This window comes from Nocardia sp. bgisy118 (assembly GCF_057708605.1).
Genome location: NZ_JBYISM010000012.1, coordinates 141,045 through 167,346, shown reverse-complemented (window position 1 = coordinate 167,346; position 26,302 = coordinate 141,045). Strand labels below are relative to the sequence as shown.

25 protein-coding genes and 1 pseudogene are annotated in these 26,302 nt (G+C 68.0%); 15 read left to right on the top strand and 11 right to left on the bottom strand.

Annotated features, from left to right (window positions below; all coding sequences use genetic code 11):
* The first annotated feature begins 141 nt into the window (after positions 1-141).
* The 3 genes and pseudogenes from AC3EO7_RS17390 (at position 142) to AC3EO7_RS17380 (ending at position 5,805) form a co-directional block, all read left to right on the top strand.
* Positions 142-3,154: pseudogene (locus tag AC3EO7_RS17390) on the top strand (Tn3 family transposase).
* Between the two features lie 374 nt (positions 3,155-3,528).
* Complete coding sequence (rox, locus tag AC3EO7_RS17385) at positions 3,529-5,013, top strand: rifampin monooxygenase (protein ID WP_435591777.1); 1,485 nt, start codon at positions 3,529-3,531, stop codon at positions 5,011-5,013.
* A gap of 219 nt (positions 5,014-5,232) precedes the next feature.
* Positions 5,233-5,805, top strand: coding sequence for a recombinase family protein (locus tag AC3EO7_RS17380; protein ID WP_435591752.1), 573 nt, complete (start codon positions 5,233-5,235; stop codon positions 5,803-5,805).
* A 272-nt stretch (positions 5,806-6,077) separates the two neighbouring features.
* On the opposite strand, the gene AC3EO7_RS17375 is transcribed toward AC3EO7_RS17380, so the two are convergent.
* Both AC3EO7_RS17375 and AC3EO7_RS17370 read right to left on the bottom strand, forming a co-directional pair.
* Positions 6,078-6,986, bottom strand: a complete 909-nt coding sequence (locus tag AC3EO7_RS17375; protein ID WP_435591751.1) for an FkbM family methyltransferase — start codon at positions 6,984-6,986, stop codon at positions 6,078-6,080.
* Between the two features lie 153 nt (positions 6,987-7,139).
* The gene (locus AC3EO7_RS17370) at positions 7,140-7,739 is read right to left on the bottom strand and encodes a TetR/AcrR family transcriptional regulator (RefSeq protein WP_431970082.1); all 600 of its coding nucleotides are present in this window, start codon (positions 7,737-7,739) and stop codon (positions 7,140-7,142) included.
* A 72-nt stretch (positions 7,740-7,811) separates the two neighbouring features.
* On the opposite strand from AC3EO7_RS17370, the gene AC3EO7_RS17365 reads away from it, so the two are divergent.
* The 6 genes from AC3EO7_RS17365 (at position 7,812) to AC3EO7_RS17340 (ending at position 13,325) form a co-directional block, all read left to right on the top strand.
* On the top strand, positions 7,812-8,765 hold the full coding sequence (locus AC3EO7_RS17365; protein ID WP_435591750.1) for a TauD/TfdA dioxygenase family protein: 954 nt from the start codon (positions 7,812-7,814) through the stop codon (positions 8,763-8,765).
* 5 nt (positions 8,766-8,770) lie between these two features.
* On the top strand, positions 8,771-9,406 hold the full coding sequence (locus tag AC3EO7_RS17360; protein ID WP_435591749.1) for a DUF3159 domain-containing protein: 636 nt from the start codon (positions 8,771-8,773) through the stop codon (positions 9,404-9,406).
* Positions 9,407-9,606: 200 nt separating this feature from the next.
* Complete coding sequence (locus tag AC3EO7_RS17355) at positions 9,607-11,967, top strand: sensor histidine kinase (protein WP_435591748.1); 2,361 nt, start codon at positions 9,607-9,609, stop codon at positions 11,965-11,967.
* On the top strand, positions 11,964-12,359 hold the full coding sequence (locus tag AC3EO7_RS17350) for a roadblock/LC7 domain-containing protein (RefSeq protein WP_357456658.1): 396 nt from the start codon (positions 11,964-11,966) through the stop codon (positions 12,357-12,359). Before AC3EO7_RS17355 ends, AC3EO7_RS17350 begins: the two co-directional genes overlap by 4 nt.
* Positions 12,356-12,730 carry a DUF742 domain-containing protein gene (locus tag AC3EO7_RS17345; protein ID WP_431970086.1) on the top strand — a complete coding sequence of 125 codons (375 nt, stop codon included), beginning with the start codon at positions 12,356-12,358 and terminating at the stop codon, positions 12,728-12,730. Before AC3EO7_RS17350 ends, AC3EO7_RS17345 begins: the two co-directional genes overlap by 4 nt.
* Positions 12,711-13,325 carry a GTP-binding protein gene (locus AC3EO7_RS17340; protein WP_431970087.1) on the top strand — a complete coding sequence of 205 codons (615 nt, stop codon included), beginning with the start codon at positions 12,711-12,713 and terminating at the stop codon, positions 13,323-13,325. The genes AC3EO7_RS17345 and AC3EO7_RS17340 overlap by 20 nt, the downstream gene beginning before the upstream one ends.
* A 5-nt stretch (positions 13,326-13,330) precedes the next feature.
* On the opposite strand, the gene AC3EO7_RS17335 is transcribed toward AC3EO7_RS17340, so the two are convergent.
* From AC3EO7_RS17335 to AC3EO7_RS17320, 4 genes are all read right to left on the bottom strand, one after another.
* Positions 13,331-13,696, bottom strand: a complete 366-nt coding sequence (locus tag AC3EO7_RS17335) for a hypothetical protein (RefSeq protein ID WP_431970088.1) — start codon at positions 13,694-13,696, stop codon at positions 13,331-13,333.
* Positions 13,697-13,700: 4 nt separating this feature from the next.
* A complete protein-coding gene (locus AC3EO7_RS17330; RefSeq protein ID WP_431970089.1) occupies positions 13,701-14,219 on the bottom strand; it encodes a hypothetical protein in 519 nt (172 codons plus the stop codon).
* Positions 14,216-16,246: a PEP/pyruvate-binding domain-containing protein gene (locus tag AC3EO7_RS17325; protein WP_431970090.1), complete on the bottom strand. Its 2,031-nt coding sequence runs from the start codon at positions 16,244-16,246 to the stop codon at positions 14,216-14,218. The genes AC3EO7_RS17330 and AC3EO7_RS17325 overlap by 4 nt, the downstream gene beginning before the upstream one ends.
* 331 nt (positions 16,247-16,577) lie before the next feature.
* Positions 16,578-17,489, bottom strand: coding sequence for an alpha/beta fold hydrolase (locus AC3EO7_RS17320; RefSeq protein WP_431970091.1), 912 nt, complete (start codon positions 17,487-17,489; stop codon positions 16,578-16,580).
* A gap of 67 nt (positions 17,490-17,556) precedes the next feature.
* Here AC3EO7_RS17320 and AC3EO7_RS17315 point away from each other — a divergent pair, with 67 nt between their 5' ends.
* Complete coding sequence (locus AC3EO7_RS17315) at positions 17,557-18,231, top strand: TetR/AcrR family transcriptional regulator (protein ID WP_488186274.1); 675 nt, start codon at positions 17,557-17,559, stop codon at positions 18,229-18,231.
* Positions 18,228-18,680, top strand: coding sequence for a PaaI family thioesterase (locus AC3EO7_RS17310; protein WP_431970093.1), 453 nt, complete (start codon positions 18,228-18,230; stop codon positions 18,678-18,680). The genes AC3EO7_RS17315 and AC3EO7_RS17310 overlap by 4 nt, the downstream gene beginning before the upstream one ends.
* Positions 18,681-18,744: 64 nt before the next feature.
* Here the strand turns inward: AC3EO7_RS17310 and AC3EO7_RS17305 are convergent, their stop codons facing one another.
* The 3 genes from AC3EO7_RS17305 to AC3EO7_RS17295 form a co-directional block, all read right to left on the bottom strand.
* The gene (locus tag AC3EO7_RS17305; RefSeq protein WP_435591746.1) at positions 18,745-19,242 is read right to left on the bottom strand and encodes a hypothetical protein; all 498 of its coding nucleotides are present in this window, start codon (positions 19,240-19,242) and stop codon (positions 18,745-18,747) included.
* 190 nt (positions 19,243-19,432) lie between these two features.
* The gene (locus tag AC3EO7_RS17300; protein WP_435591745.1) at positions 19,433-19,849 is read right to left on the bottom strand and encodes an NUDIX hydrolase; all 417 of its coding nucleotides are present in this window, start codon (positions 19,847-19,849) and stop codon (positions 19,433-19,435) included.
* Between the two features lie 9 nt (positions 19,850-19,858).
* Positions 19,859-20,368, bottom strand: a complete 510-nt coding sequence (locus AC3EO7_RS17295; protein WP_431970096.1) for a winged helix-turn-helix transcriptional regulator — start codon at positions 20,366-20,368, stop codon at positions 19,859-19,861.
* A 54-nt stretch (positions 20,369-20,422) separates the two neighbouring features.
* On the opposite strand from AC3EO7_RS17295, the gene AC3EO7_RS17290 reads away from it, so the two are divergent.
* Both AC3EO7_RS17290 and AC3EO7_RS17285 read left to right on the top strand, forming a co-directional pair.
* Positions 20,423-21,229: an acyl-CoA thioesterase gene (locus tag AC3EO7_RS17290; protein ID WP_431970097.1), complete on the top strand. Its 807-nt coding sequence runs from the start codon at positions 20,423-20,425 to the stop codon at positions 21,227-21,229.
* Positions 21,230-21,243: 14 nt separating this feature from the next.
* Positions 21,244-22,674: an MFS transporter gene (locus AC3EO7_RS17285; RefSeq protein WP_435591744.1), complete on the top strand. Its 1,431-nt coding sequence runs from the start codon at positions 21,244-21,246 to the stop codon at positions 22,672-22,674.
* 48 nt (positions 22,675-22,722) lie between these two features.
* Here the strand turns inward: AC3EO7_RS17285 and AC3EO7_RS17280 are convergent, their stop codons facing one another.
* Positions 22,723-23,541, bottom strand: coding sequence for an ABC transporter permease (locus AC3EO7_RS17280; protein ID WP_435591743.1), 819 nt, complete (start codon positions 23,539-23,541; stop codon positions 22,723-22,725).
* Positions 23,541-24,500: an ATP-binding cassette domain-containing protein gene (locus tag AC3EO7_RS17275; RefSeq protein ID WP_435591742.1), complete on the bottom strand. Its 960-nt coding sequence runs from the start codon at positions 24,498-24,500 to the stop codon at positions 23,541-23,543. Before AC3EO7_RS17275 ends, AC3EO7_RS17280 begins: the two co-directional genes overlap by 1 nt.
* 92 nt (positions 24,501-24,592) lie before the next feature.
* Here AC3EO7_RS17275 and AC3EO7_RS17270 point away from each other — a divergent pair, with 92 nt between their 5' ends.
* Together AC3EO7_RS17270 and AC3EO7_RS17265 are read left to right on the top strand one after the other, a co-directional pair.
* Positions 24,593-25,342 carry a TetR/AcrR family transcriptional regulator gene (locus tag AC3EO7_RS17270; protein WP_435591741.1) on the top strand — a complete coding sequence of 250 codons (750 nt, stop codon included), beginning with the start codon at positions 24,593-24,595 and terminating at the stop codon, positions 25,340-25,342.
* Positions 25,343-25,896: 554 nt separating this feature from the next.
* Complete coding sequence (locus tag AC3EO7_RS17265) at positions 25,897-26,190, top strand: tyrosine-type recombinase/integrase (RefSeq protein WP_435591740.1); 294 nt, start codon at positions 25,897-25,899, stop codon at positions 26,188-26,190.
* The last annotated feature ends 112 nt before the right edge of the window (positions 26,191-26,302 follow it).

Sequence of the window (26,302 nt, the reverse complement as noted above, 5' to 3'; positions counted from 1 at the left end):
CCGGTAGCAACCGGACGAAAAACAACGACAATGGCTCGACCAGCTGAGATAGCACACTCCTCGTTTGTCCTGCGGGGCATCGTGATTGGTGCTTGGCTTGGCTGCCGATGAGGTTGGTCGGCGTGCTGGAGGTTGGGTTTCGTGGCGATGCAGGTGTTCGCGGCCGAGGAGTTGGCGCGGCTGCGCGAGTTCCCGGATATCAGCCGCGAGGAGTTGTTCCGGCACTTCACGCTTACTCCGGCTGACATCGCCTTTCTGACACCTGGTCGCGGGCGCGGCCCGGCGGAGCGGCTGGGTTTGTCGGTGGCATTGTGTGCGCTGCCGTGGCTGGGGTTCGTGCCGGACAAAGTGGCTTCCGCACCTGCGGTGGCGGTGGCGCGGTTGGCGCAGCAACTGGATGTTGATGTGTCGCTGATCGATTCGTACGGGAAGCGTGCACAGACGCGCACCGAGCATCTCCGGTTGGTGGCGCAGTATCTGGGGTGGCGGTCGGCGAGCACGATGGAGTTGAAGGAGTTGGACGAGTTCTTGCTGGCGCGGGCGATGGAACATGATTCGCCGACACTGCTGTTCCGGTTGGGGTGTGAGTATCTGCTCTCGGCGCGGGTGATCCGTCCCAGCCCCGACACCGTCGTTCGCCGCGTCGTGCATGCGCGGGAGCAGGCCCAACGGGAGACCTACGATCGACTCGCGCACGAGCTGACTCCGCAACGATGCACGGAGCTGGATCGGTTGCTGGTCACCGATGCCTCGATTCGGATGTCGCGGCTGCGGTGGTTGTCCACCGGGCCGGTGGAGGCGTCGGCGGCCGCGGTAAAGAACGAGGTCGAGAAGCTGGGGTTCGTTCGTAGCCTGGGGGCCGACACCCTGGATTTGTCGGTGCTTCCGGCCGAGCGTCGCCGGTTCCTGGCCACGCTGGGCCGCCGTTTGACCGGTCAGGCGCTGGAGCGCCGTGATCCCGAGCGCCGGTATCCGATCTTGTTGACGGTGCTGGCGCAGTCGGCCGCCGAGGTACTCGATGAGGTGGTGGCGCTGTTCGACCAGGCAGTGTCGGCGAAGTTCAGTGCCGCCGAGAACCGGATGCGCGAGGAACTGGCCGAACGCGGAAAAACGGAGAAGACCGGCAGGCGCTGCTGGACGAGCTTTGGCGATCATCACCGACCCGCAGATTCCCGACGAGGACGTGGGTACGTTGATCCGGGGTGAGGGCATCGGGTGGGAGCGGTTGCGGGCCGCGATCGCCCAGGCCCGGCCGCGGCTGCCGCGCGATCACGGGCACCTGGCCGCCCTGGATGGGTCGTATTCGTATCTGCGGAAGTTCACTCCGGCGGTGTTGTCGGCGGTGCGCTTCGCCGGCGGTACGTCGGCGACGGAGCTACTCATCGCGGTGAACATGTTGCGCGAGCTCAACGCGACCGGTCGCCGGAAGGTGTTCGACGACGCGCCCACGGGATTCGTGCCGACCAAGTGGCGGGGCTATCTCGACGAAGCACGAAAGACCGGCAATGCCGTTGCCTACCGGCATTTTTGGGAGTTGTGTGTGCTGCTCGGTCTGCGGGACGGGCTGCGTAGTGGGGATGTGTTCGTGCCGGGGTCGCGCCGCTACGCCGATCCTGCCGCCTATCTGCTCACGCCCGAGCAGTGGGAGCTCCAACGCGGCGAGTTCTGCCGCCTGGTCGGCAAACCGGCTGATCCGGCTCGTGCATTGGCCGCGCTGTCGGATGAGTGGGGTGAGGCAGTCAGTGAACTGGAGCAGATGCTCAACGCCGGTGACGGGCCGGTGCGCCTGGATGACGCCGGTGACCTGGTGATCTCACCGTTGACCGCCGAGGATATTCCGACCGAGGCGATCGCGTTGAAGGCCGAGTTGACCGAGATGCTGCCGTTCGCGCCGATCGTGTCGTTGCTGATCGAGCTGGACAAACGCACTGGCTACCTGGACTGCTTCACCCACGCGGGTGGCAAACAGGCCCGCAGCCCAGAGCTAAAACGCAATCTGATCGCGGTGCTGCTGGCCTATTCCACGAATCTGGGGCTCACCCGGATGGCCGAAGCCAGCGGCATCTCCTACGACATCCTGGCTTGGACCGCGGAGTGGTATGTGCGCGAGGAAACGCTGCGCGCGGCGAATCTCGCGCTCATCGGCTACCACCAAAGACTGCCTCTGACAGCGGCTTTCGGAACCGGAACCCTGTCCTCCAGCGACGGTCAGCGGTTCCCGACGCGCGGCAAGTCGACCACTGCTCGCACCGTGCCGCAATTTTTCGCTGACCAGGGCTTATCGACCTACACCCACGTCACCGATCAGCACACCACCTACGGCACCAAGATCATCGTCACCACCCGCCGCGAAGCCCACTACGTACTCGATGAAATCCTGGGCAACGCAACCGATCTGCCGATCACCGAGCATGCGACAGATACCCACGGGGTCACCTTGGTCAACTTTGCACTGTTCGACTTGCTCGGGATGCAGTTGTCCCCGCGTATCCGGGATCTGGGCAAGATCACCCTGTACCGGCCGGTGCCGCGCGCCGACGCCGAAGCGCGGTTCCCTCACACAGGACCGCTGCTGACCCGCAAGTTGAATCTGGACCTGATCGCCGAGCATTACGACGACCTGCTCAGGTTGGCCGGGTCACTGAAATTCGGGCACGCCACCGCGTCCCTGCTGGTCGGCAAACTGTCGGCCTCGGGTCGGCAGAACGCCCTGGCGGCGGCGCTCAAGGAGTACGGCGCGATGCGCCGCACCATCTACGCCTGCCGGTACCTGACCGATCCCGACTACCGGCGCAAGATCTCGCGCCAGCTCAACAAGGGCGAATCCATCCATGCCCTCAAACGCGACCTCATCTACGCCCACGAAGGCGCCTTCCGCGCCCGGCACCTGGAAGCCCAGACCGAGCAGGCCTGGTGCCTGACCCTGGCCGCGAACGCGGTAATCGCCTGGACCACAGAGTATTACGGGCTCGCGGTGGACCAGATGCGTCGGCAGGGTCGCCGCATAGACGCTGATGTGCTGGCCCATATCTCGCCCGCGCACTCGGAGAACATCAACTTCTTCGGCGCGATCGAGGTCGATATCGATGCCGAACTCGCCCAGCTCGGGCCGACCGGTTACCGCCCGCTTCGTGTGCGCGACACCCTCTTCTGACCTCGACCCGGTGCTCACGCCGTCTGTCATCAACGGCCTGTGATTAGCCGAGCAGTGCGCGTTCGGGGCGATTTCATTCTCCGTAAAAACCTGTTGGCGAACCACGGCGACCACTGTTACTTTGCCGGAGGCCGTGCAAGAGACCGAGGAGGTGGTATCCGTGAACGCAGTATCGACATGGGTGCTCCCCTCGTGGGTCATGGTCGGGCGATAGGTCGTCGTCCGGGAGCGCCGTTCACCAGCACTCCCGAAAGGCAACACCTGTGAACTCTCCTCAGTCCACCCCATCGTCGAACGCAACGGTCGAGCGGGATGTCACCTCCGGTGACGTCCCCGGCCTCCGGTCGCGGGCCTCCGGCAGCGAATGCGCGCCACTGACATTCGATGTGATCATTGCCGGGTGCGGCCCGACCGGTTTGATGCTGGCCGCCGAACTGCGGCTGCACGATGTGCGAGTACTCGTTCTGGAGAAAGAACCTGAGCCCGTGTCGTTCGTGCGCATAGTCAGTCTGCATATGCGCAGTCTCGAGCTGATGGCGATGCGTGGACTGCTGGATCGCATGCTCGAACGTGGAAGACGGCGACCGGTTGGCGGTATCTTCGCCGCCATCCCCAAACCCGCGCCCGAGGGCCTGGATTCGGCGCACGCCTATCTGCTGGGCATTCCGCAGGCGGTCATCGTTCACCTGCTCGAAGAACATGCGATCGCGCTGGGCGCGCAAGTCCAACGCGGTTGCGCGGTGGCCGGTTTCGAGCAGAACAACGAGGGCGTGACCGTCGAGCTGGCCGACGGGGAGAAGCTGCGTGCGCGTTACCTCATCGGCTGTGACGGCGCGCGCAGTACGGTGCGCAAACTGCTCGGCGTCGGCTTCCCCGGCGAGCCCTCACGGAATGACACTCTCATGGGTGAGATGGAAGTGGGTGTGCCGCAGGAAGAGGTCGCTGCCAAGGCGGGCGAAATCTACGCGACCAATAAGCGTTTCAGGCTCCAGCCCTTCGGCGAAGGTGCCTACGGCGTCGTGGTCCCCGCCGCCGGAGTCAGCGATCGTGCGGAGCCGCCCACCCTCGACGATTTCAAACAACAGTTGCGCGCCATCGCCGGAACCGATTTCGGCGTGCACTCCCCGCGCTGGTTGTCCCGCTTCGGCGATGCCACTCGGCTGGCCGAGCGTTATCGGGTCGGGCGTGTGCTGCTGGCCGGCGATGCGGCGCACATCCACCCGCCCACCGGCGGACAAGGCCTGAACCTGGGCGTTCAGGACGCAGTCAACCTCGGCTGGAAACTGGCCGCACAGATCCGCGGCTGGGCGCCGGAAACACTGCTGGACACCTACCAGACCGAACGTCATCCGGTCGCCGCGGACGTACTCGACAACACCCGCGCCCAAACGGAACTGCACTCCACCGAACCAGGCCCTCAGGCGGTGCGCAGGCTGCTCACCGAACTGATGGACTTCGACGAGGTGAACCGCTATCTGATCGAGAAGATCACCGCCGTCGACATCCGTTACGACTTCGGCGAGGGCCCCGACCTGCTCGGCCGCCGCCTGCCCGACATAGATCTGAAACAGGGCCGCCTTTACGGTCTGCTGAATCGCGGCCGAGGCCTGCTGCTGGACCGCACCGAACGCCTGACAGTCGGCGGTTGGTCAGACCGGGTCGACTACCTCGCGGATTCCTCTGCGGCACTAGATATTCCGTGCGTCCTGCTGCGCCCCGACGGCCACGTCGCCTGGTTCGGCGACGATCAGCAGGACCTAGACGGCCACCTCACCCGCTGGTTCGGTAAGCCCGGCACTGATTCCGCGACTGAGCAACCGAAAGCCTGTGAGGAGGATCGAACGGCCGATAGGGACTGACCATCGGAATGCATGTGAGGCGGCCAGGCCGCCTCACATGCTGCGACACAGGTGGGTGATCACTCGAGTCGAAAACGTTCGTTTCTGTCCCACAACGGCATCCCGGCGAGAAACGCGCATCCGCCCAGCTCGACGCCGACCCGATTCGGGCCAGAACTCGTGTGCGGTATCTACGGGACGAAACCGCAGGTGTCAGCCCTTTATGGGACAGTTCCGGGCATGGCTCAGTTCGGGTACGCGCGGGTGTCGACTCGCGGGCAGAAAGACGATTCCCAGATCGACGCACTCAATGCGGCCGGGTGCGAACGGATCTGGGTGGACAAGGCATCCGGGAAGCTGGCGCGGCGCCCGGAGTGGGACAAATGCTTCGAACACCTGCGTCGCGGTGACGAACTGGTGATCACCCGGCTCTCGCGCCCGTTCCGCTCTGTGCGGCATATGACCGAACTCGCCGCCCAACTCGACGAACGCGGCATCGAGCTGGTCGTGCTCAAACAAGGCATCGACACCACCACCCCCGCGGGACGGTTCCTGTTCCACGTCATCGCCGCGATGGACGAGATGCTCGCCGACCTCATCAGCGAAGGCACCCTCGAAGGACTCGAATCCGCCCGCGCCCGAGGACGAGTCGGCGGCCGACCACCCGCGCTCACCCAGTTGCAAGCGCTCAAGGCCCGCGAGATGTATGACGAACGCGACCGGCACGGCAAACGCAAATACACAGTTGCCCAGATCGCCGAAACCTTCGGCGTCTCCCGCAAAACCATCTACCGCCACCTCGAACCCGCCTGAACGCAATGACCGCTCGCGACTAGAGGCATCACCGCTGGTCAAGCCATTGTCGTTGTTTTTCGTCCGGTTACTACCGGGACCCCGACTTGTCCGGCGCGTCGAACCGCATTCTCCCGGCACCCTGCACCACATCTATGTGATCACCGGCAGGATCAGAACCGGACCGGTCAACGACAGCGGCGGCTGCTGAGGTGACGGCGGTGAGTGCGCTGCCCATCCGGTCCGATTCTTGCGTTGGCACTTCCTGACAGCCTCAGGAATTCGGGGTCGTCTCAGCTTTCGGTGGCGCGAGTGAGGAGCAGATCGATCTGCCGGGGAAAGGGTCCGGTGGCCGGGGTTGGCGGAAGTGGGTGTCGCAGCATGTCCAGAATATCCTCTGGTGCGTAGGGGTTCTGGATCTTGTAGGGGCGAAAACCGTTGTCCGTGAATGGTTTCAGAATCGTACTCGCGTCGTGACCGGCGATGGTCAGCCAGTGGGGAGTGACTTCGACGATGATCTCGCAGTCCTTGCGCAGCCGAGGGATCGAGGCGGCGAGCTGGGTGAGGACTGCGCCTTCGGCGCCTTCGACATCCACCTTGATGATTCGGGCGTTCTCCAAGTCGCCTGGGTCCAGCATCTGGGCCAGTGGCAGGCCGGAAACGGTGATCGTGGACTGGTAGGTGTCGGGGCGGATCGTTGTGGTGGCGCCGGTGTTCGCGTGCGGGGTGTAGAGGGTCACCGCCCCCGGTTCGGTGGTGACGGCCGCCTGGACGACGCGCACGTTGCCGATGCTGTTGAGCGCCAGGTTCGCCCGCAGCTGTTCGTGTGACGCCGGTTCGATCGCGACGACATATCCGGTGGGGCCGACGAGTCGTGCCGCGAGCACGGCATACCACCCGCCTGCGGATCCGATGTCGATGAATCCGTCGCCTCGCCGCAGACGCGCGGCGACGAGCCTGGAGATACCAGCCTCCCAGCAGCCGTGGGTGTAGATCGCACGGGCAATGAAGTCGCTGGTCGTCGGGACGAGGAACCGCTGCCCGTAGCGGGTGCGCACGGTTCTGGGTGGCCGTGGTCGCTGCTGGAGACCGACGTCGAGCCATTCCCGCAGCAGCCTCCGTTCGACGGCGATTCCAGGCCCGTATCGAACCCACCAGCGGGCCGCGATGAGCAGCGGCGGCCAGGGCGGTGGTTTCAACACGATCTGTTGCCACAAAGGAGGGGCCGAGACAGGATGCACCGCCGTGACGATATCGGCGCCCGCGCGGAATCGTCGAACCATTTCGCGCGAGCCGATGACTGCGATTCGCGGTCAACGTCTTCGGACAGGGAAGCGGTGACGCGCGCGATCCGGCTACCGGTCCCGATCGGCGGGGGATGGTTGCGGGCTGCCGCACAGGATCCGGACGGCTTCGGCGTTGATGGCCTGCTGCAGTTGAGCATTCGAGATGTCGTCGAGCCCGGCGGCGTTGCGCAGGAAGGGCTCGAACAATTGCCAGCCGAGTACGAACGCCGCGGCGTGTGCGACGGAGAGGGCGGCGTCGCGGTCGTCGGCTCGATGTGAGCGTGCATAGTCGATCAGAGCCGCGATGACAGGAAACCGGCTCTGCATCTGTCCGACCGGGTAGCCGTCGAGAATGCAGCGCGCCAGCACGACCCAGTGCCTGCGCAGCCGGGGATCGTCCGGCAACAACACGCCCGCATCGGCGAGCTCGGCGGTCTCGGCGGAGAGGTGATCGAGGACGGCTGTTACGAGCTTGTCCTTGGCGCCGAGGTGCCGGAATACCAGTCCGTGATTCACTCCCGCCCGCTCGGCGATGTCTCGGATCGACGTCGCAGCGGGGCCGCGTTCGGCGAACAGATCCGCGGCGTGGGTGAGCACCGCGGACACGACGGCGTCGCGACCGAGCGGGTTGCTGTCGTCGGGAGACGTCCTTGCACCCTCTGTAGTCATGTGACTACAGTAGCTCACATCAGCTGTAGTCGATTGACTACAGCCTCGCTCCCTCCCAGAAAGAAGGTCGCCATGTCCGTGATCGCCGACAAGGACCCGGCCGCCGGCTTCACGCCCCGCACCGTTCAGCTCCCCGGATACCCGGTCCGGTCCGGCCCTTTCACGCATATCGCCACCGAGCGTGACCGGCTCGCCCAGCTGAGCTGGCAGCATTTCGACGCCCGCCAGGTCGGCGCGACCCTCGGCGCGGAGATCTCCGGGGTGGACCTGACCACCGAGTTGCCGAACGCGGTGATCGTCGAACTGCGGCAGGCGCTGCACGAGTACAAGGTGCTGTTCTTCCGCGACCAGCCGCTCACCCCGGGACGACATGTGGCCTTCGCGCGACGGTTCGGCATGCTCGAGGTCCACCCGTTCATTCCCTCCAACACCGACCAGCCAGAACTCGTGCGATTCGAAAAGAGTGCCCAGGTCGGCGGTTTCGAGAACGCCTGGCATCACGACGTCACCTGGCGCGAGCAGCCGTCGATGGGCGCGGTCCTGCATGCGATCTCGGTGCCCCCGATCGGCGGGGACACGCTGTTCGCCGACATGTACGCCGCCTACGACGTCCTCGACGAGGACACCCGGGCGCGAATCGAAAACGTCGACGCCGTCCATGATTTCACTCGCGCGTTCGGGCACATGCTCAACGACGAGCAGCGGGAGAAGATGCGCGCCGAGCATCCGGCGGTCGCCCACCCGCTGGTGTGCACGCACGCCGTCACCGGCCGCAAGCACCTCTACGTCAACCGGGTCTTCGCCGACCGCATCCACGGCTGGGACCTCGAGGAGGGCCGCGATCTGATCGACCGGTTGTGCCGGACGGCCGACGCCCCCGAACATCAGGTTCGCCTGCGGTGGGAGCTCGACACCGTCGCGTTCTGGGACAACCGCGCCGTCCAGCACTACGCCGCCAGCGACTACTGGCCCCACGTGCGCATCATGGAACGCGCCTCCATCGTCGGCCCCCGCCCCGCCCGTTGACCGAAATGACATTCGACGACATCCGGTCCGAGACCCCGCACGACTCCGCGCCAGTACGCTCGGCCGCCAGGGTGCTCGGGCAGGCCGTCCTCGCGCGTGGCGGCGTTCGGCACTTCGTCGACGCCGCCACGCCGGTCGCGGTATTCCTGGTCGGATATCAACTGTTCGGAACCGGTCCGGCGGTCGCGGCCACGTTGACCGCGGCGGCGCTGCTCGCCGGATGGCGGCTGCGACGCGGTGATTCACCGAAGGTCGTCACGGCCGCCCTGGTGGCTGTCACCGCCTATTCGGCGCTGGTGCTGTTCACCGGCGAGGGCCGTGCCTTCTTTCTCCCCGAGATCGTCGGTTGCGCGGTCCTGACTGTCGCCTTCGGCGCCACCCTGATCCGGGGCCGACCGTTGAGCCTGCTCGTGTGCCAACGCCTCCGGATCGAACCCTCCGATGTCGACCAGCCCCGGATCCGGAAGCACAGGCGCCTGACCGCGGCCTGGGCCGTGATGTGGGCGCTCCACGTGCTGGTGCTCCTGCCGCTGTATGCCGCCGATCAGATCACGGCCCTGGCGGTCGCGACCACGCTGGTCGGCAAACCCTCGGTAGTCCTCGCCGTCGCCGCCTCGTGGTTGTGGATCCGCAAGCGATAACCGACGCGTCACCGCGACGCGAATCCTGTCGGCGGCGAGCTCGCTGCACCGACCGAATCGCTTGCCACTCCGAATGATTCGCCTCGAATACAGGCGTGTCTCATCGTGCATGGATCACCTCCATGCGACTTTGTCAAATCCAGTCCCGCTGAGCGGGACCGGAATGCCAGCCGTGTAGTTCGCTGAATTACGTTGTGCCGATGTTCAGAGCGAGGCTCGGTGTCCGGACCCGGATACTGGCGATCGCGCTCCTGCCGAGCCTGACTCTGCTCGTGATCGGCGTGGGTGCGGCGGGATACCTGGTCGACCAGGGCAACACCGCGAAAGACTGGGCGGCGCAGATGCAGGCCGCGATCCCGTCGACCAGGGAATTGATGGAGGCGACGCAGCAAGAACGCCACCTCACCCTGGCGCACCTGGCGGGCGACGACTCGATCGGTCCCGCGCTCACCGCGGCGCGGGTGCGGCTGGACGGCGCGCTGCGCAAGTTGCTGGAGGCCGGCGAGGGAATCCGCGCGGTCGACGACTCCAAGATCGGCGACGACCTGGCCGGTTTCAACACCCTCGGCCAGCACCTGGCCGGCGTTCGCGCCCAGACGGATTCGCGCCAGCTGCCCGCCGCCGAGGCGTACGCCTTCTACAGCCGGCTGCTCGACGTGGTCTCGGTCGGCTCGCAGGTGGCCCAGCAGTCCGCGCCGGACGCCGAGATCGGTGTAGAGATCACCGAGGGCATGCGATTGCTGCATGCCGCGGAGGCCATGTCGCGCAGTCACGCGGTTGCCGTCGCCATCGTGACCGCCGACGGAAACGTGTCGGTGCCGGTGGAGGAGTTCCTGCGCCAGATCGGCTTCTATCACACCGAGATCGCCCTGCTCGCCACCGAAATCGACACCGATCAGCGTGCGTCGGGCGCCGCGCTCGTCGACTCCGCGGCCTGGCAGCAGCTGACCGCGATGGAGAACGCGGTCGCGCGGCGTTACGTCGCGCCCGCCGAGCACGAGAACTCCTCGACCGGAACTACTGGCGGTAGCACCGGCAGCAGCACCGTTTCCGAGCCTGCGCCGCTGCCGCTTTCGCCGCAGGACTGGCAGAAGGCGGCCGCCGAGGTGAACCGCGGCCTGCTCGATCTGTGGATCGCCCAGAACAAGCGCACCCAGCGCCTCGCCGAGGAGAAGTCGGCCGACTCCGCGCTCACCTCGCTCTTCGGCGGCGGCGGTGTGCTGCTGCTGAGTGGCGCGGCCATTGTGGTCGCGGTGCTGATGGCCAACCGGATCATTCGGCGGCTCGAGCGGTTGCGCGGTGAGACGCTCGCGCTGGCCGACGACCGGCTGCCCGACATGATGCGCAGGTTGCGCGCGGGCGAGGACATCGATGCTGCCGCGGAGACGCCACGCCTCGACTACGGCCGCGACGAGATCGGCGAAGTGGCTCAGGCATTCGAACACGCGCACGCGGCCGCGGTGACCGCCGCCGTGGACGAGGCCCGCACCCGGGAGGGCGTGAAGGCGGTCTTCCTCAATATCGCGCACCGCAGCCAGATCGTGGTGCACCGGCAGTTGGAGATCCTGGACGAGGCCGAGGCGCGCCAGGAGGATCCGGCGCTGCTGGAGACGCTGTTCCGGCTCGATCACCTGGCGACTCGCGAACGCCGCAACGCGGAGAACCTGATCATTCTCGGCGGCGGTCAGCCGGGCAGGCAGTGGCGCTATCCGATTCCGGTGATGGATCTGGTGCGCTCGGCGGTCGGCGAGACGCTCGACTACTCGCGCGTGCGGGTGTCGAAGCTGCCCGACGCGCGTGTGCTCGGTACCGTGGTCGCCGACCTCGTGCACCTGGTGGCGGAGCTGGTGGACAACGCGACCGCGTTCTCCCCGCCGCAGTCCCGGGTGGAGATCTCGGGCAACATCGTCGGCCGCGGCGTGGTCGTCGAGGTCAGCGACCAGGGCATGGGCATGCCGGAGGCGGAGCTGCTCCGGGTGAACGAGATGCTGCGCAATCCACCGGACTTCGGCGTCGCCACGCTCTCGGCGGATTCCCGTCTCGGGCTGTTCGTGGTGGCGCAGCTCGGTGTCCGGCACGGCGTCGCGGTGCGGCTCGCGGAATCCGACTACGGCGGCATTCGCGCCATCGTGCTCATCCCGACCTCGCTGCTCGTCACCGACAGCGCGCCGGCCGCGCCGGAAACCCCGGCACCCGAGCAGGCGCGACGCCCGCGGCATCCGGTGCCGTTCATCGAGGCGCCAGGAACCGAAACGCCCGCTGGCACGGCGGAGTCTTCGGCCGCGGTGCTCACCATGGACCCACCTGCGCCGGAACCCGAACAGGCGCCGCCGAGCTCGGCCGACGCGCCCGCGATCACCGCCGACGGCAGGCCCGTGCTGCCCAAACGCAACCGACAGGCCAATCTCGCACCCGAGCTGGCGAAGCCATCGTCCACCGAGCCCGTCGTCGAACGCGAGCGTTCCGCCGAACAGGCCCGGGATCTGATGTCCGCCATCGAGAATGGAACCCGGCAGGGTCGCCGTGCGCAGCCCGCCGACGAAGAGGAAGGCGTGCAGTGACCGCTCCCAAACCCGGTGATCTCAACTGGCTGCTCGATGATCTGGTGGATCGGCTGGCCGGTGTGCGGCACGCGGTGGTGCTGTCCACCGACGGACTGCTGCTCGGCCGCTCCACCGCGATGAGCCGCGACGACGCCGAACACTTCGCCGCCATGTCCTCGACCCTGTACGGGCTCGCGCGCAGCGCGGGCAGCCGATTCGACGGCGGCGGCGTGCGCCAGGCGGTCATCGAACTCGATCGCGCCGTGCTGTTCGTGACCTCGGCGGGTGACAATGCCTGCCTTGCCCTTCAGGCCTCCGAGAGCGCGAATCTCGGTATGGTGGCCTACGAAATGAACGTCACGGTCCAGCGCGTCGGCTCCTATCTCTCCACCCCCGCCCGATTGCCATGACGCGCCGGAGTGAGCCGTGGTTCGACGACGCGGCCGGACCGTTGATCCGGCCGTACGCGCTGACCCGTGGGCGCACCATGGGCGCAGGTCACGATTTGGACATCGTCACGGTGGTGGTCACCGCATCGCCCGCACCCACTTTGCGCAGGCCGGAGCCCGAATACGCGGAAATCGTACGCCTGTGCCGTGATCCGCAGTCGGTGGCCGAAGTGGCGGCGAACTTGAAACTTCCCCTTGCGGTGACCAAGATTCTCGTCGGCGACCTGATCGGCGAGGGACATTTGATCTTCCGGGCTCCGGTACAACCGGAGGCTGGCCCCGGCGATCTCAACATATTGCGAGCGGTACTGGATGGCATCAGAAAACTTTGACCCCGCCCGGCTCGATCCCGACGGGCCGCAACACTTGGCCGCGTCGGTCAAGATCCTCATCGCGGGCGGCTTCGGCGTCGGCAAGACCACCATGGTCTCGTCGATCAGCGAGATAGCGCCGTTGCGCACCGAGGAACTCATCACCGAAGTCAGCACCGGCGTCGACGATCTGTCCGGCGTGGAGTCCAAATCGACCACCACGGTGGCGCTGGACTTCGGGCGCATCACCATCGACCGCGATCTGGTGCTGTACCTGTTCGGCACGCCCGGCCAGGACCGATTCTGGTTCCTGTGGGACGAGCTGTCCCGCGGCGCGCTCGGCGCGGTGGTGCTGGCCGACACCCGGCGTCTCGGCAATTCCTTTGCCGCCGTGGACTTCTTCGAGCGCCGCGGACTGCCGTTCATGGTCGGGGTGAACTGCTTCGACGGAGCGCCGCGCTACACCCAGGACGAGGTGCGCGACGCGCTGGATCTGGACCAGCACACCCCGGTCATGCTGTGCGACGCCCGCGACCGCGAATCGGCGAAGAACGTGCTGCTGACCCTGGTTCAGCATCTCATCGAGCTGGCCGGACGCGAGCCCGTCACGACCTGAGCCGGCTAGCCGGACGGTGAGCCGAGATAGCGGCCGAGCACGCCGTCGACGGTCAGGTCCTCGAGGCAGCCGACCAGGCGGCGCTCGGTGTGTTCGCCGAGCGCCGGTGCGAGCGTCACCGCCCACGCGTCGCCGTCGGGCACCGGCCCCGCGACGATGCGCACGTGGTTGACGTGGCTCGCGCACTTGTCCCACAACCGCAGCGCGGGCTCGGACGACACTCCGGCGTCCTTGGCCCGTGCGTCGAAGCGCACCACCTGGGTGCTCGCCGCCGTGCCCCGGTCGGTTTCGAACTTCATGCGGTCGGCCATGGCGAGCACCACCGTCACGATGAGCACCGCGCCCGTGCCGAGCAGCAGGATTCGGCGCATCGGGTCACCGCCGCGGCCGGACGAGTGGACCGTGCAGCAGGTGCAGGCGGTCCGCGCTCGGGGTGAGGAAACCGTTGGGCGGCAGAGCGAGCCGGTCCAGCCGGTCCACGATGCGGTGTTCGGTGGCCGGGCCTGCGGTGAGCTTGGCCAGCCGCTCCACCAGCCAGGCCACCCCGGTGAGCAGCACCCCGCCCGCCAGCAGTACCGGAACGAACACGCCGAGCCGGTCGGGTCTGCTGAGCCAGGCGAAGGTGACCCGCGGCGCGGGCGTGGCCGCGTGCACGATCCGCGCCGTGCGCGCCCGCTCCCCCGCGGCGCCGAGTTCGCGCTGTACATCCCGCAGGCGCCTGGTCAGCAGCATGGCGACCAGCGCGATCTCGGCCGCGATGAACAGCGCCGCGGTGAGAATGGCCCGGTTCCACTCCCACCGGTACAGGTAGACGAAGACATAAGCGCCCGTGGCGATCAGAGTGCCGACGGCAAGCAGCACGCCGAGCCCCCGCACACCGCGATCCTGGGTCATCGGTGGTCCTCCGTTTCGGTCGTCTGCCGCACTTCGCCGCTGCGCCCGTCGACCTGGACGATCGCGCCGTCCGGCAGCCGCCGGGTCGCGTCGGGATAGCCGACCACCACCGGGACGCCGTGCTCGCGGGCCAGGATCGCCAGATGACTGAGTGGGCTGCCGGTTTCGGCGATCAGGCCGGACAGCCTCGGCACCACGACGGCCAGCCGAGGGTCGAGATGCCGCACGACCAGCACCGACCCCGCGGGCGGGTGGTCGCCGATGTGCACCATGCCGCGGCCGACGCCCCCGCCCGCGCCGACGCCGCGGTCACCGCGGCCCCGCCTGCGCGACACCGCGATCGGGAAACCGTCGGTGGCCAGCCGGAATTCGGTGGGCAGCGGCGTCTGGTCCGGTGGGGTGCGGTCGGGCAAGTCGTCCGGCAACCGCCGGTGTCGCACGGCGCTTCGCAGTTCGTCCAGCGTGAGCAGCGTCAGAGTTTCGGGATCGTGCACCAGCCGGGCTGCCGTGAGGCGTCCGCCGAGTTCCCATGCCGCCCTGGCGCCGAGCTCCTGCACCCAGCGGGCGCGCAGCCGCAGGGCTTCCCTCGCCAGCGCCAGCTCGCCCGCGGCGTCGCCGATCGGCATCGGAGCGCCCTCGACCTTTGGCGCCTGTGGCGGCGGACCGACCCGAGGCGGAATCAGCGCCAGCACCACGGGCAATTCCTCGATCACCCGATCGTCGGGCAGACCGGTGGCGCGCGCGGTGGCGAGGGCCGACAGCGCCATCGCGGCCGCGGTGGGCGCGGATTCACCCTTCCCGCCGAGCATTCCGGCCAAGGCCTCGTAGCCGTGAACAGCGGTGAGCGCGGTGCGGGCGTTGTCGAGCACGGTGAGCAGGGCGAGATCGGTCAGCTCGGCCAGCGGCGGAATCTCCGCGAGATCCGTATCGACCCGTTCGCATGTCTGCTGTGCCAGATCCGGTAGCGCCGCGGCGAGCCTGCCCACCCGCATGGCCGCGCCGAGCCGCCGCGCTCCGGGACGCGGGTCGAGGATCCGCGTGAGGGTGCGCCGCGGCCGCACCACGCCGAGCAGTTCGAGATCCGCCACCGCGATCCCGCGCACGGCGGTGGCGACCGGGGACTCGTGCAGCGCGCGCGGGGGCGCCGCGCTGGTCAGGTCGATCGCGACCCGGAGTCCATCGGCCAAGGGCGACAACCACAGATCCTGTTCGAGCGGACTTAGCGGATCAGGGAAGGTCTCGGCCAGCGGGCCCGGCCCGAGGATCGGTCCCCGCACCGGTCCGTGCAGCGCCGTGACCGGGCGGGCCTGTAACAGAATCACGCGGCCCCGGGTGTCGATGGCCCACTCGATGTCCAGCGCGCCGCCGAACACCCGCTCCGCGCGCAGTGCCAGGCGAACGACCTTGCGCCGCAGACCGCTCGGCAGCGGATCGGCGTCGGGCGTCGCGACCGAGGCGACCCGTCCCCGCCTGGTCAAAGTCGCGGTCCACCCGGCCTCGGCCCCGCCGACGACCGCGCTGGGTCCGCCGCGGGACGCCGTGATCATCATCCGGTCGGTCCGCCCGGTGACCGGGTCGGCGGTGAAGACGACACCACCCCAGCCCGCCGCCAGGAACGGCTGGACCAGCACCGCCATCGCGGCCTCGCCCGCGCCGAGTTCGGCGGGCGGACCCGAGGCGAGCACCACGTCCACGGCGTCGCGGAAGCCCTGCCAATCGCGGACGTCGAGCACCGAGGTGAACAGGCCCGCCATGGACTGCTGCGCACCGTCCTCGGCAACCGAGGAGGATCGCACCACAAGAGCTTTCGCGCCCGCACCGGACAGTACGCGCCATTCGGCTTCGGGCGGGTCGCCGTGGTGCGACCACGCGGTGGTGAGAACGAATCCCTCCAGCACGGGCAGGCCGTGGGCGGCGGCCCTGGCGAGGGCCGCCGCTTTGGCGCCGGTCAGCTCGGCATCGCGCGCTCGCGGATCGCGCAGGGCGACGACGCCTGGCTGGTTCGTGGTGGTTGTCGTGATGGTCATCGAACCGCCTTCGACGGAAAAACAACGCTGTTTCCGGGGCCCACCGGTCTGCACCTAAGAGGAGATGGTGTCTCCACTTAGGTGGAGTCCAGTGTTTCCCCGGAGTCCCGCGCCTGTCAAGGAATGGACGTTCGTTTTGCGAGTCGCACAGTTCACCCCCTCGTGGCCTGGCGATCCCCTACCGTTCACGGTACGATCCGCCGCCCGCGTCGAGCACTGCCCACGCACAACGTTATTCACCGGAGACGAGGTCGCGGCCACCCTGGAACGAGTGCGCCCGCGACCAGGCCGGTTCGGCTGTCCTATCGAAGGTTGCTCTGCGGGGAGCCGCTCAGGATGCGCTGCGCTCGACTCGACCCAAGAAGTCGAGAATCGATTCGACGGTGGCGTCGGGCGCTTCGAGCTGAGGCCAGTGCCCGATACCGGGTAGCTCGATGACCTGCGGGTCCGGCACCAGCTCGCGATATCGCGCGACCATGTGGGCGCCGGAATTCGGGTCGGCGGTCCCGTTGACGAAGACCATCGGTACCGCCGCGTCGATGAGCGGCCGAACGAGTCGGTCACGCAACGCTCGCCGCTCCTGGACGAATCTGCCCACCATGTGCGACACGTAGCGACCACCGTTGTGTCGCAACATGTCCAGGAGTGGTTCCAGCTCGCCGTTCGCAGGTTTGGTATCCGGTCCGAACAACCCCGTGACCGCGTTCCGGATCGCCGACCGCGGCAGCAGCGGACCTATCACGTGCCCCACCGGACTGGACAGGATCTTCTGAATCGATCGCGCGCGGTAGGTCTCAGCGAAGAGTCCGCCATTGAGGAAGACCGTGGCGCGGATCGAAGGCAGTGTCGGGTCGTCGGCTCGCCGGGCCAGCATTTCCTGGACGACCGAAACACCCAAGTCGTGACCGACGACGGCGAAATGGTCGACGCCGAGATCTCGTAACAGCGCCTCGTGCATGTCCGCGTGCATCATCAGGCTGTAGCCGGCCCGGATCGGCTTGTCGGAGAACCCCATACCGAGCATGTCCGGTGCGATGACATCGAGGTTCGCCGTCAGCTTGCTCCAAATGCGGTGCCACTCGAATGATCCGAACGGATAGCCGTGGACGAGCAAGACCGTCGGGCCATCGCCCTGGCGTCGATAGAAGATGCGGCGGCCGCGGAACTCGAAGAATCGACCGGTGTCGCGCCATGTCTGCACGGTGTCGTGCGTGCCGACTTCTCCACGGGGTTCGTAGTGCATCAGGACTCCCTTCCGATTTCGCGGCCAGCCTACTGCTTGTAGACCGAGTGGTACAGAGGTAATATCCATGTTCATGAGCGGTGATACGAGACCATCGGTCGATGCGAGTACCGATCGGTCTAGACTTGCCGAGTTGCCGACCCGCGAGCGGCTGGTGGTAGCGGCGGCCGATCTGCTGCAAGTGCAGGGTTACGCGGGCACCGGGATCGCGGAGATTCTCGGGCTCAGTGGCGTCACCAAAGGGTCGCTGTATTTCCACTTCCCCGGCGGCAAGGAGGAACTCGCGGCCGAGGCGTTGCGCCTGCGCGGCAACGAGATCGGCAGGCTGATCGAGCACCTGACTTCCTCGGCGCCCGATGCCGCGACCGCCGTCTGCGCGTTCGCCGTCGCGCTCGCGACACGACTCGAGGACTCGGAGTTCCAGCGTGGTTGCGCGCTCGCCACGGCGGTGCTCGACGCGGGCCCCGATGCCACGACGGTACGAGACGCGGTGCGCACCGGCTACGACCGCTGGCGGGAACTGCTCGCCGCTCGCATCGCCGCCGACGGGGTGGTCGACGACCCGGCAACGGAGGCGATGCTCGTTCTCTCCGCGCTCGAAGGCGCGCTGATCCTGGCTCGGGCGCAACGTGATCCAGGGCCGGTGTTGCAGGTCGCGAAAAGGATCACCAGCCAATGGCTCGAACGGAAGCCGGAAGGCCGGCCCGGCTCCGGCACCACCAACAGGGAGGCACAACGATGACCACGACGACACTGACGGCACCGAACCCCGACTTCGCGGCACTGGTCAAGGGTGCGGTGTTGAGCATGCCCGCGGCCAAGCACCTCGGCTTCGAATTCGGCGCTATCGCCCCGGGCGAAGCGGAGCTGGTCCAGCCCTACCGTGCGGAGCTCACCGAGCACAATGGCTACTTCCAGGGCGGCGTGCTCGGCATGCTCGCCGACTTCGCAGGCGGCTCGGCCGCGGGCACCATGCTGCCGCCCGGATGGGTCAACATGACCATCGACTACACGGTGAAGATCGTGGCTCCGGCCAAGGGCGACAAGGTGATCGCCCGCGGTCGAGTGGTGAAGTCGAGCACGACCGTCACCGTCGCGGCGGCCGACGTCTACGCGGTCACCGGCGACACGGAGGCGCTGTGCGCCACCGCGCTGGTAACGATGCGGAACATCGACCTCAACAGGTCCTGAAACTGGACGGCGCGCAGACCGGCCTCGGCGACGCCCCCGACCAGCAGGGCGCGGCGTGGCTCGCTCACACCTGGGCGAGCCACGCCAGGAAGAGGAAAACGCCGCCGATGGTGAGGACGATCGCCACCGGAATCGGCCACGCCGGCCCGGTGCGTTCGAAGAGCCTGCGTATGAGCCGCAATTGCAGGGCGCCGAGCCCGGCGAGCGCCGCCAGCCATACCGGAAGCAGCCCGACGCCGAGCGCCGCGTGCACGGCCCACGCCCCGGCCAATGTTGGCCCGCCCCACGAATTCTCGTAGTCATTCGCGCCGACCAGCGGATACGCGACCCCGCGGACGAAAGCGATACCCGCCAGGAAGGCGAGGAACCACGTCAGTAGCCCGACGCCCGCGCTCAGGATCGAATGCGCGACGATCCGCATCGGTGTGATGCCGCGCCGCCGGATCGGTTCACGCAGCCACCTGCGCGGCACGCGCATCCGGGCCGCGACCCGCGCGGCGGCGAGCGGCAGCGCGGCCAGCGCGTACCCGACCCAGCGGGCGAGCGAGCGAACCGACTTCATCCTGGGACCGTATCGCGGGGTGCGCCGCACCGCGCAGTTGCGCCCGCAAGTCGTTCATGGCACGGCCCATCGTCGGCGCGATCTCGCTCGCACGGCTTCGTGCGCGTCGCACAGGTCGGCGATGGTGCGGAGCGCTTCGTCGATCTGGTGAGGGAAGTCCGAGCCGGGGCGAGCCGCCCGCGGGCAAGCATCAGTGCAGCATGCCCGCCGCGGCGAGGTCGTCGAAGAGCAACTGGTCGACCGGCGGCACGAGCGGCCGGTCGGCGTAGCCGAACCAGGCCGTTTCGTCGATCTCGTTGCTCGCGGTGAGCGTGCCACGATAGTCGGCGGTGTAGCAGCTCATGCGCACGGTGACGCCGTCGTCCGGTCCGTGCACCGCCGCCTCGTACGTACCCACGTGCCGGGCGGTCTCGGGAATCAATGCGACGGTTAGCTCTTCCTCGATCTCGCGCAGCAGCGTTTCCAGATCCGTCTCCGTGCCTTCCCGCTTGCCGCCGGGAATGTAGAAGATGTCCTTGCCGCGGGGGCGCGCGCACAGGATGCGACCGTCCTCGATGCGCACCCACGCGACCGTGTCGATGACCGTTTCCACTCGCGCGTCCGTCACGCGGGCAGCCTATCGCGGCGGCACGATGCGAGCCGCGTCCGCCGCAAGCGCGGCCGGGATGAGCGTCTTGTCGCTCGCGCCGGGGCCGTACACCGGTCGCAGTTCACAGCCCTGAACATGCTCACCACACTCCGAGCACACGGGTTCGATCGTCGTCCGGTGGCCGCAGGTGGTGTGCACCAACTCGAGCGGCGGACCGTCCGGCGCGGCCCACTCGTCGCCCCACTGACGCATCGCGGTGACGACCAGCCACAGCGAACGCCCCTTCGGCGTGAGCCGGTAGTCGTGTCGTGGCGGATTCTCTTGGTACGGAACCTTTTCCAGGATGCCGTTGGCTACCAGGTTTTCCAGGCGCTGGGTCAGCACATTGCGGGCGATGCCGAGCCGGGCGCGAAAGTCGTCGAAGCGGGTCACGCCGAACAGTGCGTCGCGCACGATCAGCAGCGTCCACCACTCCCCGACCACCTCCAGGCACTGGGCCAGCGAGCAGTTCATCTCTTCGAAGCTCGTCCTGCGCATGCCCGTCAGCCTAGTCGGTTGCTTGAAAGAACTCACTAGCCTATGGTGCGTTTTATGAAGCAACTCACTCAGCGGTCGCTGGGCGACGTGTTCGCGCTCGGCGCGACCAGCCCTGGGACCTGGCAAGCAGAGGTGGATCGAACGTGGCGCGGCTGGACCGGTCCGCACGGCGGTGTGCTCGCCGCGCTGCTGGTCGAGGTGGCCCGGCGCGCGGCGGGCGACGACCTGCCGGTCCGCGCCGTGGACCTCCGCTTCCTCGGCCGGCCCGTCGACGGCGCGTTCACCTTCTCGGCCACCCCGCAGCCGGTCGGGCGCAGCACCGCGATCGTCGATGTGGTCGCGCGCCAGGAATCGGGACCCGTCGCGGCCGCGTCGATCATGCTCGGCCGGACCGCACCGAGCTCGGTGCCGGACCGTGCCGAACGGCCCGCCCCCGAGGTGACCACGGCCGATGCTTGCGCGGCATTCCGGCTGCCACCCGAGATCGTCCCCGCCGCAGCCCATTTCGACATTCGCCCTGCCGCGGGCCCGTTGCCGTTGACCGCGTCCGCGCAGGCCTGGATGTGCGCGTGGCTCGCCCTCGATCCGCCGATGGCCACGGACGCGGCCACGCTCGCGATCCTGGCCGACGCGCTACCGCCGGGCATCTTTCCCACGCTCTCGGCTCCGGTCGCCGTCCCGACGGTCGGGTTCTCGATGTACGTGCACACCGACTTCACCGAGCCCGCCTCGCAGCGGGTGCTCGTGCGCGCCGCCAACACCGGCACCGGTGGCGGCTGGTCGGTGGACGACGTCGATATCTGGGACGAGTCGGGGCGGCTGCTCGTCTCGGCCCGTCAGAACCGCCGAGTTCTCGGCTGAAACGAGAGATGCTGGTGAATACTGTTGCCCCCGAGTCCGATCGGACCACGACGGATTCGCGGCTCGTGCTCGCGATCGTGTCGGTCGGCATCCTGCTGTCGAGCCTCGACCTGTTCATCGTCAACGTGGCGCTGCCGGACATGGCGCGCGATTTCGGCAACACCGAGCTCGCCGGCCTTTCCTGGGTACTGAACGCCTACGCCATCGTGTTCGCGGCGCTCCTGGTGCCCGCGGGTCGCCTCGGCGACCGCGGCAGCAACCGCACCACCTTCCTGCTGGGACTGGCGGTGTTCGTGCTCGGCTCCGCGCTGTGCGCGGCCGCGTGGAATGTGGCCGCGCTGGTGGTGTTCCGAGTGCTCCAGGCGGTCGGTGGCGCCATGCTGACGCCGTCGTCGCTCGGCCTGGTGCTGGCTGCGACGCCGCCCGAGCGGCGTGCCACGGCGGTGCGGCTGTGGGTGGCCTTCGGCGGTCTCGGCGCGGCGCTCGGACCGGTCATCGGCGGCCTGCTCGTCGAAATCGACTGGCGCTGGGTGTTTCTGGTGAACGTGCCGATCGGTCTTGGGGCGCTCGTCGTCGGCCTGCGCAGGCTGCCCGACCCACGCGGCGACGGCGGGGCGCTGCCGGATCTGTTCGGCGCGGCCGCACTGGTCGGGGCGATCGCCTCGCTCGTGCTCGGCCTGGTGAAGGGCGAGGACTGGGGTTGGGCGTCGCCGCAGACGCTGGGCGCCTTCGCGGCGGCGGTGGTGTTCGGTGTCGCGTTCGCGATCTCCTCGACGCGCCACCACAGTCCGGTCGTCGACCCAGGCTTGCTGCGCGCCCCGAATTTCACGTCGATGGCGGCGAATTCGCTGCTGTTCCAAGTGGCGTTCGCGGGCATGCTGCTGTCGGTGGTGTTGTGGGCGCAGACCGTCTGGGGGTGGTCGGCGCTACGCACCGGGCTCGCCATCGCGCCCGGGCCGCTGGTGGTGCCGGTCGTGGCTGTCCTGGCGGGGCGGTTGATCGGGCGCGTCGGCGCGGGACCGGTGATCGCCGCGGGCGGTGTCGCGTTCGCGGCGGGCATGGTGTGGTGGGCCCGCGCGATCGAGCTCGCGCCGGACTACCCCGCCGGTCTGCTGCCCGGCATGGTCCTCAGCGGTCTCGGCGTCGGCCTGACACTGCCGACCGCGTTCGCCGCGGGCACCAGCGGTCTACCGCCGCAAGGGTTCGCCACGGGGTCGGCAGTGCTGAGCATGGCACGGCAGATCGGTTTGGCTGTCGGCGTCGCAGTGCTGGTCGCGGTTCTCGGCTCCCCCGCCGATCCGCTCGCCACCTTGGATGCGTTCCGCCGCGGATGGTACGTCGTGGCCGCCGTCGCGCTCGCGTCCGGTGTCGTCGGGCTCGGGGCGCGGATGCCGCGTCCCGCCGTGCACACCGCGCCGGAAACGTCGGCACCGGCGCGGACATAGGGCGGTTGCTGCCCGGCATCGCTGAACAATGCCGGGCAGCAACGGTTTTCAGCGACTCAACCGCTGGAAGCGGTGCACCGCGAGAGGCAGGAAGATCGCTGTCAGCACCAGCGGCCACACCACCGCCATCAACACCGCGTGCTGCTCGATCCACGAATCACCACTGCCCACCGGCGTTCCGAACAGTTCGCGGGTGGCGGCCACCGTCGAGGAGATGGGGTTCCACGCCGCGATGTGCCCCAGCCAGCTCGGCATGAGCTGCGGCGCGACGAAGATGCTGGAGATCATCGTCAACGGGAACGCGACGGCGAACAGCCCGCCCGCCGCTTCCGGGTTCGGCACCAGCAGCCCGAGCCAGACGCCGATCCAGATCAGCGCGAACCGAAGCCACAGCAGCAGCGCGAAGGACGCCACCGCACCCAGGATGCCGCCGTCCGGCCGCCAGCCGATCGCGTACGCGGTGATCATCAGGACGGTCAGCTCGGCGCACGCGACGATCAGATCGGTCACGCCGCGCCCGGACACCACCGCCGAAGGCGCCATCGGCATGGAGCGGAATCGGTCGATGACGCCCTTGGTGGCGTCGTGGACGACGAGCGTCGCGGTGTTGATGAAGCCGAACGCCATCGTCATCGCGAACATGCCCGGCATCAGGAAGTCCCGGTAGTCGCCGCCGCCCGGCACCGTCATGGCGCTGCCGAACACGTAGCCGTAGAGCAGCACCGACAGGATCGGGAAGCCGAGCTGCCAGGCGATGTTCACCGGCTGGCGCTGGTAGTGGGTCAGCCCGCGCCGCACCACATTCCAGCAGTCGGCCAGCGCCCAGTACGCCCGGGAACGGGTCTGCACGAGATCGATGGTGCTCATCAGGCGGCCTCCTCGGCGATCGTCCGGTGCCCGGTCAGTTGCAGGAACACGTCGTCGAGGCTCGGACGGCGCAACCCGATGTCCTCGACCGCGATGTCCTCGTCCTGGAGGGTGCGGGCCACCTCGGTGAGTGCGGCGACGCGGTCGGTCACCGGTGCGTACACCCGGCGCTCGGCGTCGTCGGTGTCCGGCTCACCCGTGCAGACCCTGGCGACCACCTTGGCCACCAGCGGCAGATCGGCCGCGTCGGCGGCGACCACCTCGATCAGGTCGCCGCCCACCGTGTTCTTCAGGCCGTCCGGGGTGTCGTCGGCGATCGCGCGCCCCTGGTCGATGACGGTGATCCGGGAGGCGAGCCGGTCCGCCTCCTCGAGGTACTGCGTGGTGAGCAGCACGGTCGTTCCGTCGGCGACCAACGCGCGCACCGATTCCCACACCTCGCCGCGGCTGCGCGGATCCAGTCCCGTGGTCGGCTCGTCCAGGAAGAGCACGTCCGGGGCGAGGATCATCGAGGCCGCCAGATCGAGTCGCCGCCGCATGCCGCCGCTGTACTTGCCGACGCCGCGGTCGGCGGCGTCGACCAGGTCGAAGCGTTCCAGCAGTTCGTTCGCCCGCTGTTCGGCGCGGCGCCCGCCCAGGTGGAACAGCCTGCCGAACATCTCGAGGTTCTGCCGCCCGGTGAGCACCTCGTCGACCGCCGCGTACTGGCCAGTCAGCCCGATGCGCGCCCGCACCTCCCTGGCTTGCCGCACCACATCGAGCCCGGCCACCGTCGCGTGCCCGCTGTCGAGGCGGATGAGGGTGGACAGGATGCGCACCGCCGTCGTCTTCCCCGCGCCGTTGGGCCCGAGCAGACCGTGCACCGTGCCGCGTCGCACGGTGAGATCGAAGCCGTCGAGCGCGTTCTTGTCCCCGTATCTCTTGCGCAAGCCCTCGGCCCGCACCGCGTAGTCGTTCACCGAATCCTCCCTGTCGAACCCAAACTGGGTACGTTGTACCCGATTTAGAGTACAACGTACCCAGTTTTACGCCAAGCGTTTAATCTGAAGGCATGACGACCACGGAGACCAGCGGCAGCGGCGACATCGCGCGCACACTCGATCTGCTCTGGGACACCGGTCATCGACCGAGCCGCGGGCCCAAACCCACGCTCACACTCGACCGGATCGTCGAAGCCGCGGTGCGGGTGGCCGACGCCGAGGGCTTGGCAGCGGTCACCATGCGGCGCGTCGCCACCGAATTGGGCACCGGAACGATGTCGCTCTACCGGTATCTGCCCGGCAAGGCCGAACTGCTCGATCTCATGCTCGATCGAGTGCAGCAACCCCCCGAAGGGGAGATTCCATCCGAGGGCTGGCGCGAAACGCTACGCGCGTACGCGTACGAATCGCTCGAAATGTATCGCCACCATCCCTGGCTGCTCGAGGTCAACCAGACCCGCCCCGTCCTCGGGCCTGGCGCGCTGGCCGGCATGGAACAGCTGCTCACGCGGATCGGACCGATGGGGCTCGCGGATCCCGAGATGATCGCGGTGCTCGTGATGATCTCCGGCTACGTCGCGGGCGTCGCCCGCACCCGGGTGTTCGCGCAGGAAGCCGAGCGCACGACGGGCATGACCGACGCCGAGTTCTGGAAGGCGCAGGAACCGGCGCTCGAGAAGGCCCTCGCCACCGGCCGCTACCCCGTGGTCGCCGCACTCTCGGAGGCGGCGTTCGACATGTCCTTCGACCACTTCGACTTCGGTCTGCAACGCATCCTCGACGGACTCGAGGTATTCGTCGGGAAGCGGACCGGAGACTGACCGCATCGCCCGAACGCGATCAGAACCAGGCACCGATGGCGAACACGGAAATCAATAGCGATGGACCCGTCGGCGTGAGCTGGCCAACCGCATCGCCGCGAGGTTCCCCGGCAAGATCGTCTGCTTTCACCGCTGGGGTCCGGGGGTAGTGGCGCAACCGGCCGGAATCCGGCGCTAATGCCGTGACGCCCCGGGCGAGTTCCCAGGGCATCACGAAATCGGTTGTGGCTGTGGCTATTTCTTGCCGGTTCCGCCGCTCCTGTTGGCGTTGGTCGCGCCCGCGGACTGGGCTCGGCCAGCGAACCCTGTTGCGTCCGTGCGGCTGCCCGGGTTACGGGCGCCGGCACTCTGGATCGCGGAGGCCCTGCTGACGGTCATCTTGCCGCCGCTGGCATGGCCACCGCCTTTGCCGCCGGACTTCGACATCGCGCTACTTCCTTCGACTACTCGCCCCCTCCAAGATCAGGATCTCACCGCCGGCCCGTCGGGGGAACGACTCAGTGGCGGCGATCTGGCGAATTGGCGTCGCTTTGCACATTCGCACGAAATCCGGCGTGGCCAAAGCCGATATCGACCCCGGCAGCGGGCGGGCGCGGCTGTCATACCGGCGGGCGGCGGAGATCTTCGAAGTCCACACCGAAGACTTTCCAGGCGGACCGTTCACGTTGCATCAGCTGCGGCATTCGAAGCTGACCCACGCTGCCGAGGACGGGGCGTCCACGCCGATGCTGATGCGCCTGTTCGGGCACACCTCGGTGCGCTCGCTGGCGAAGTACGCCCGTCCCTCGGTCGAGTCGTTGATCCGGTGGCAGGCGCAGACCGATCCCGCCGCCCGGCGCCGCCGTTGAGCTATCGCGCGGTGGACGGATCCCCGACGAGGCGCCGTTGCGGATGCAACTGCGCGCCTGCTTTCCGCAGTCACGACACTGCACATACATCTGCCCGTCCAGTGCCGGTAAC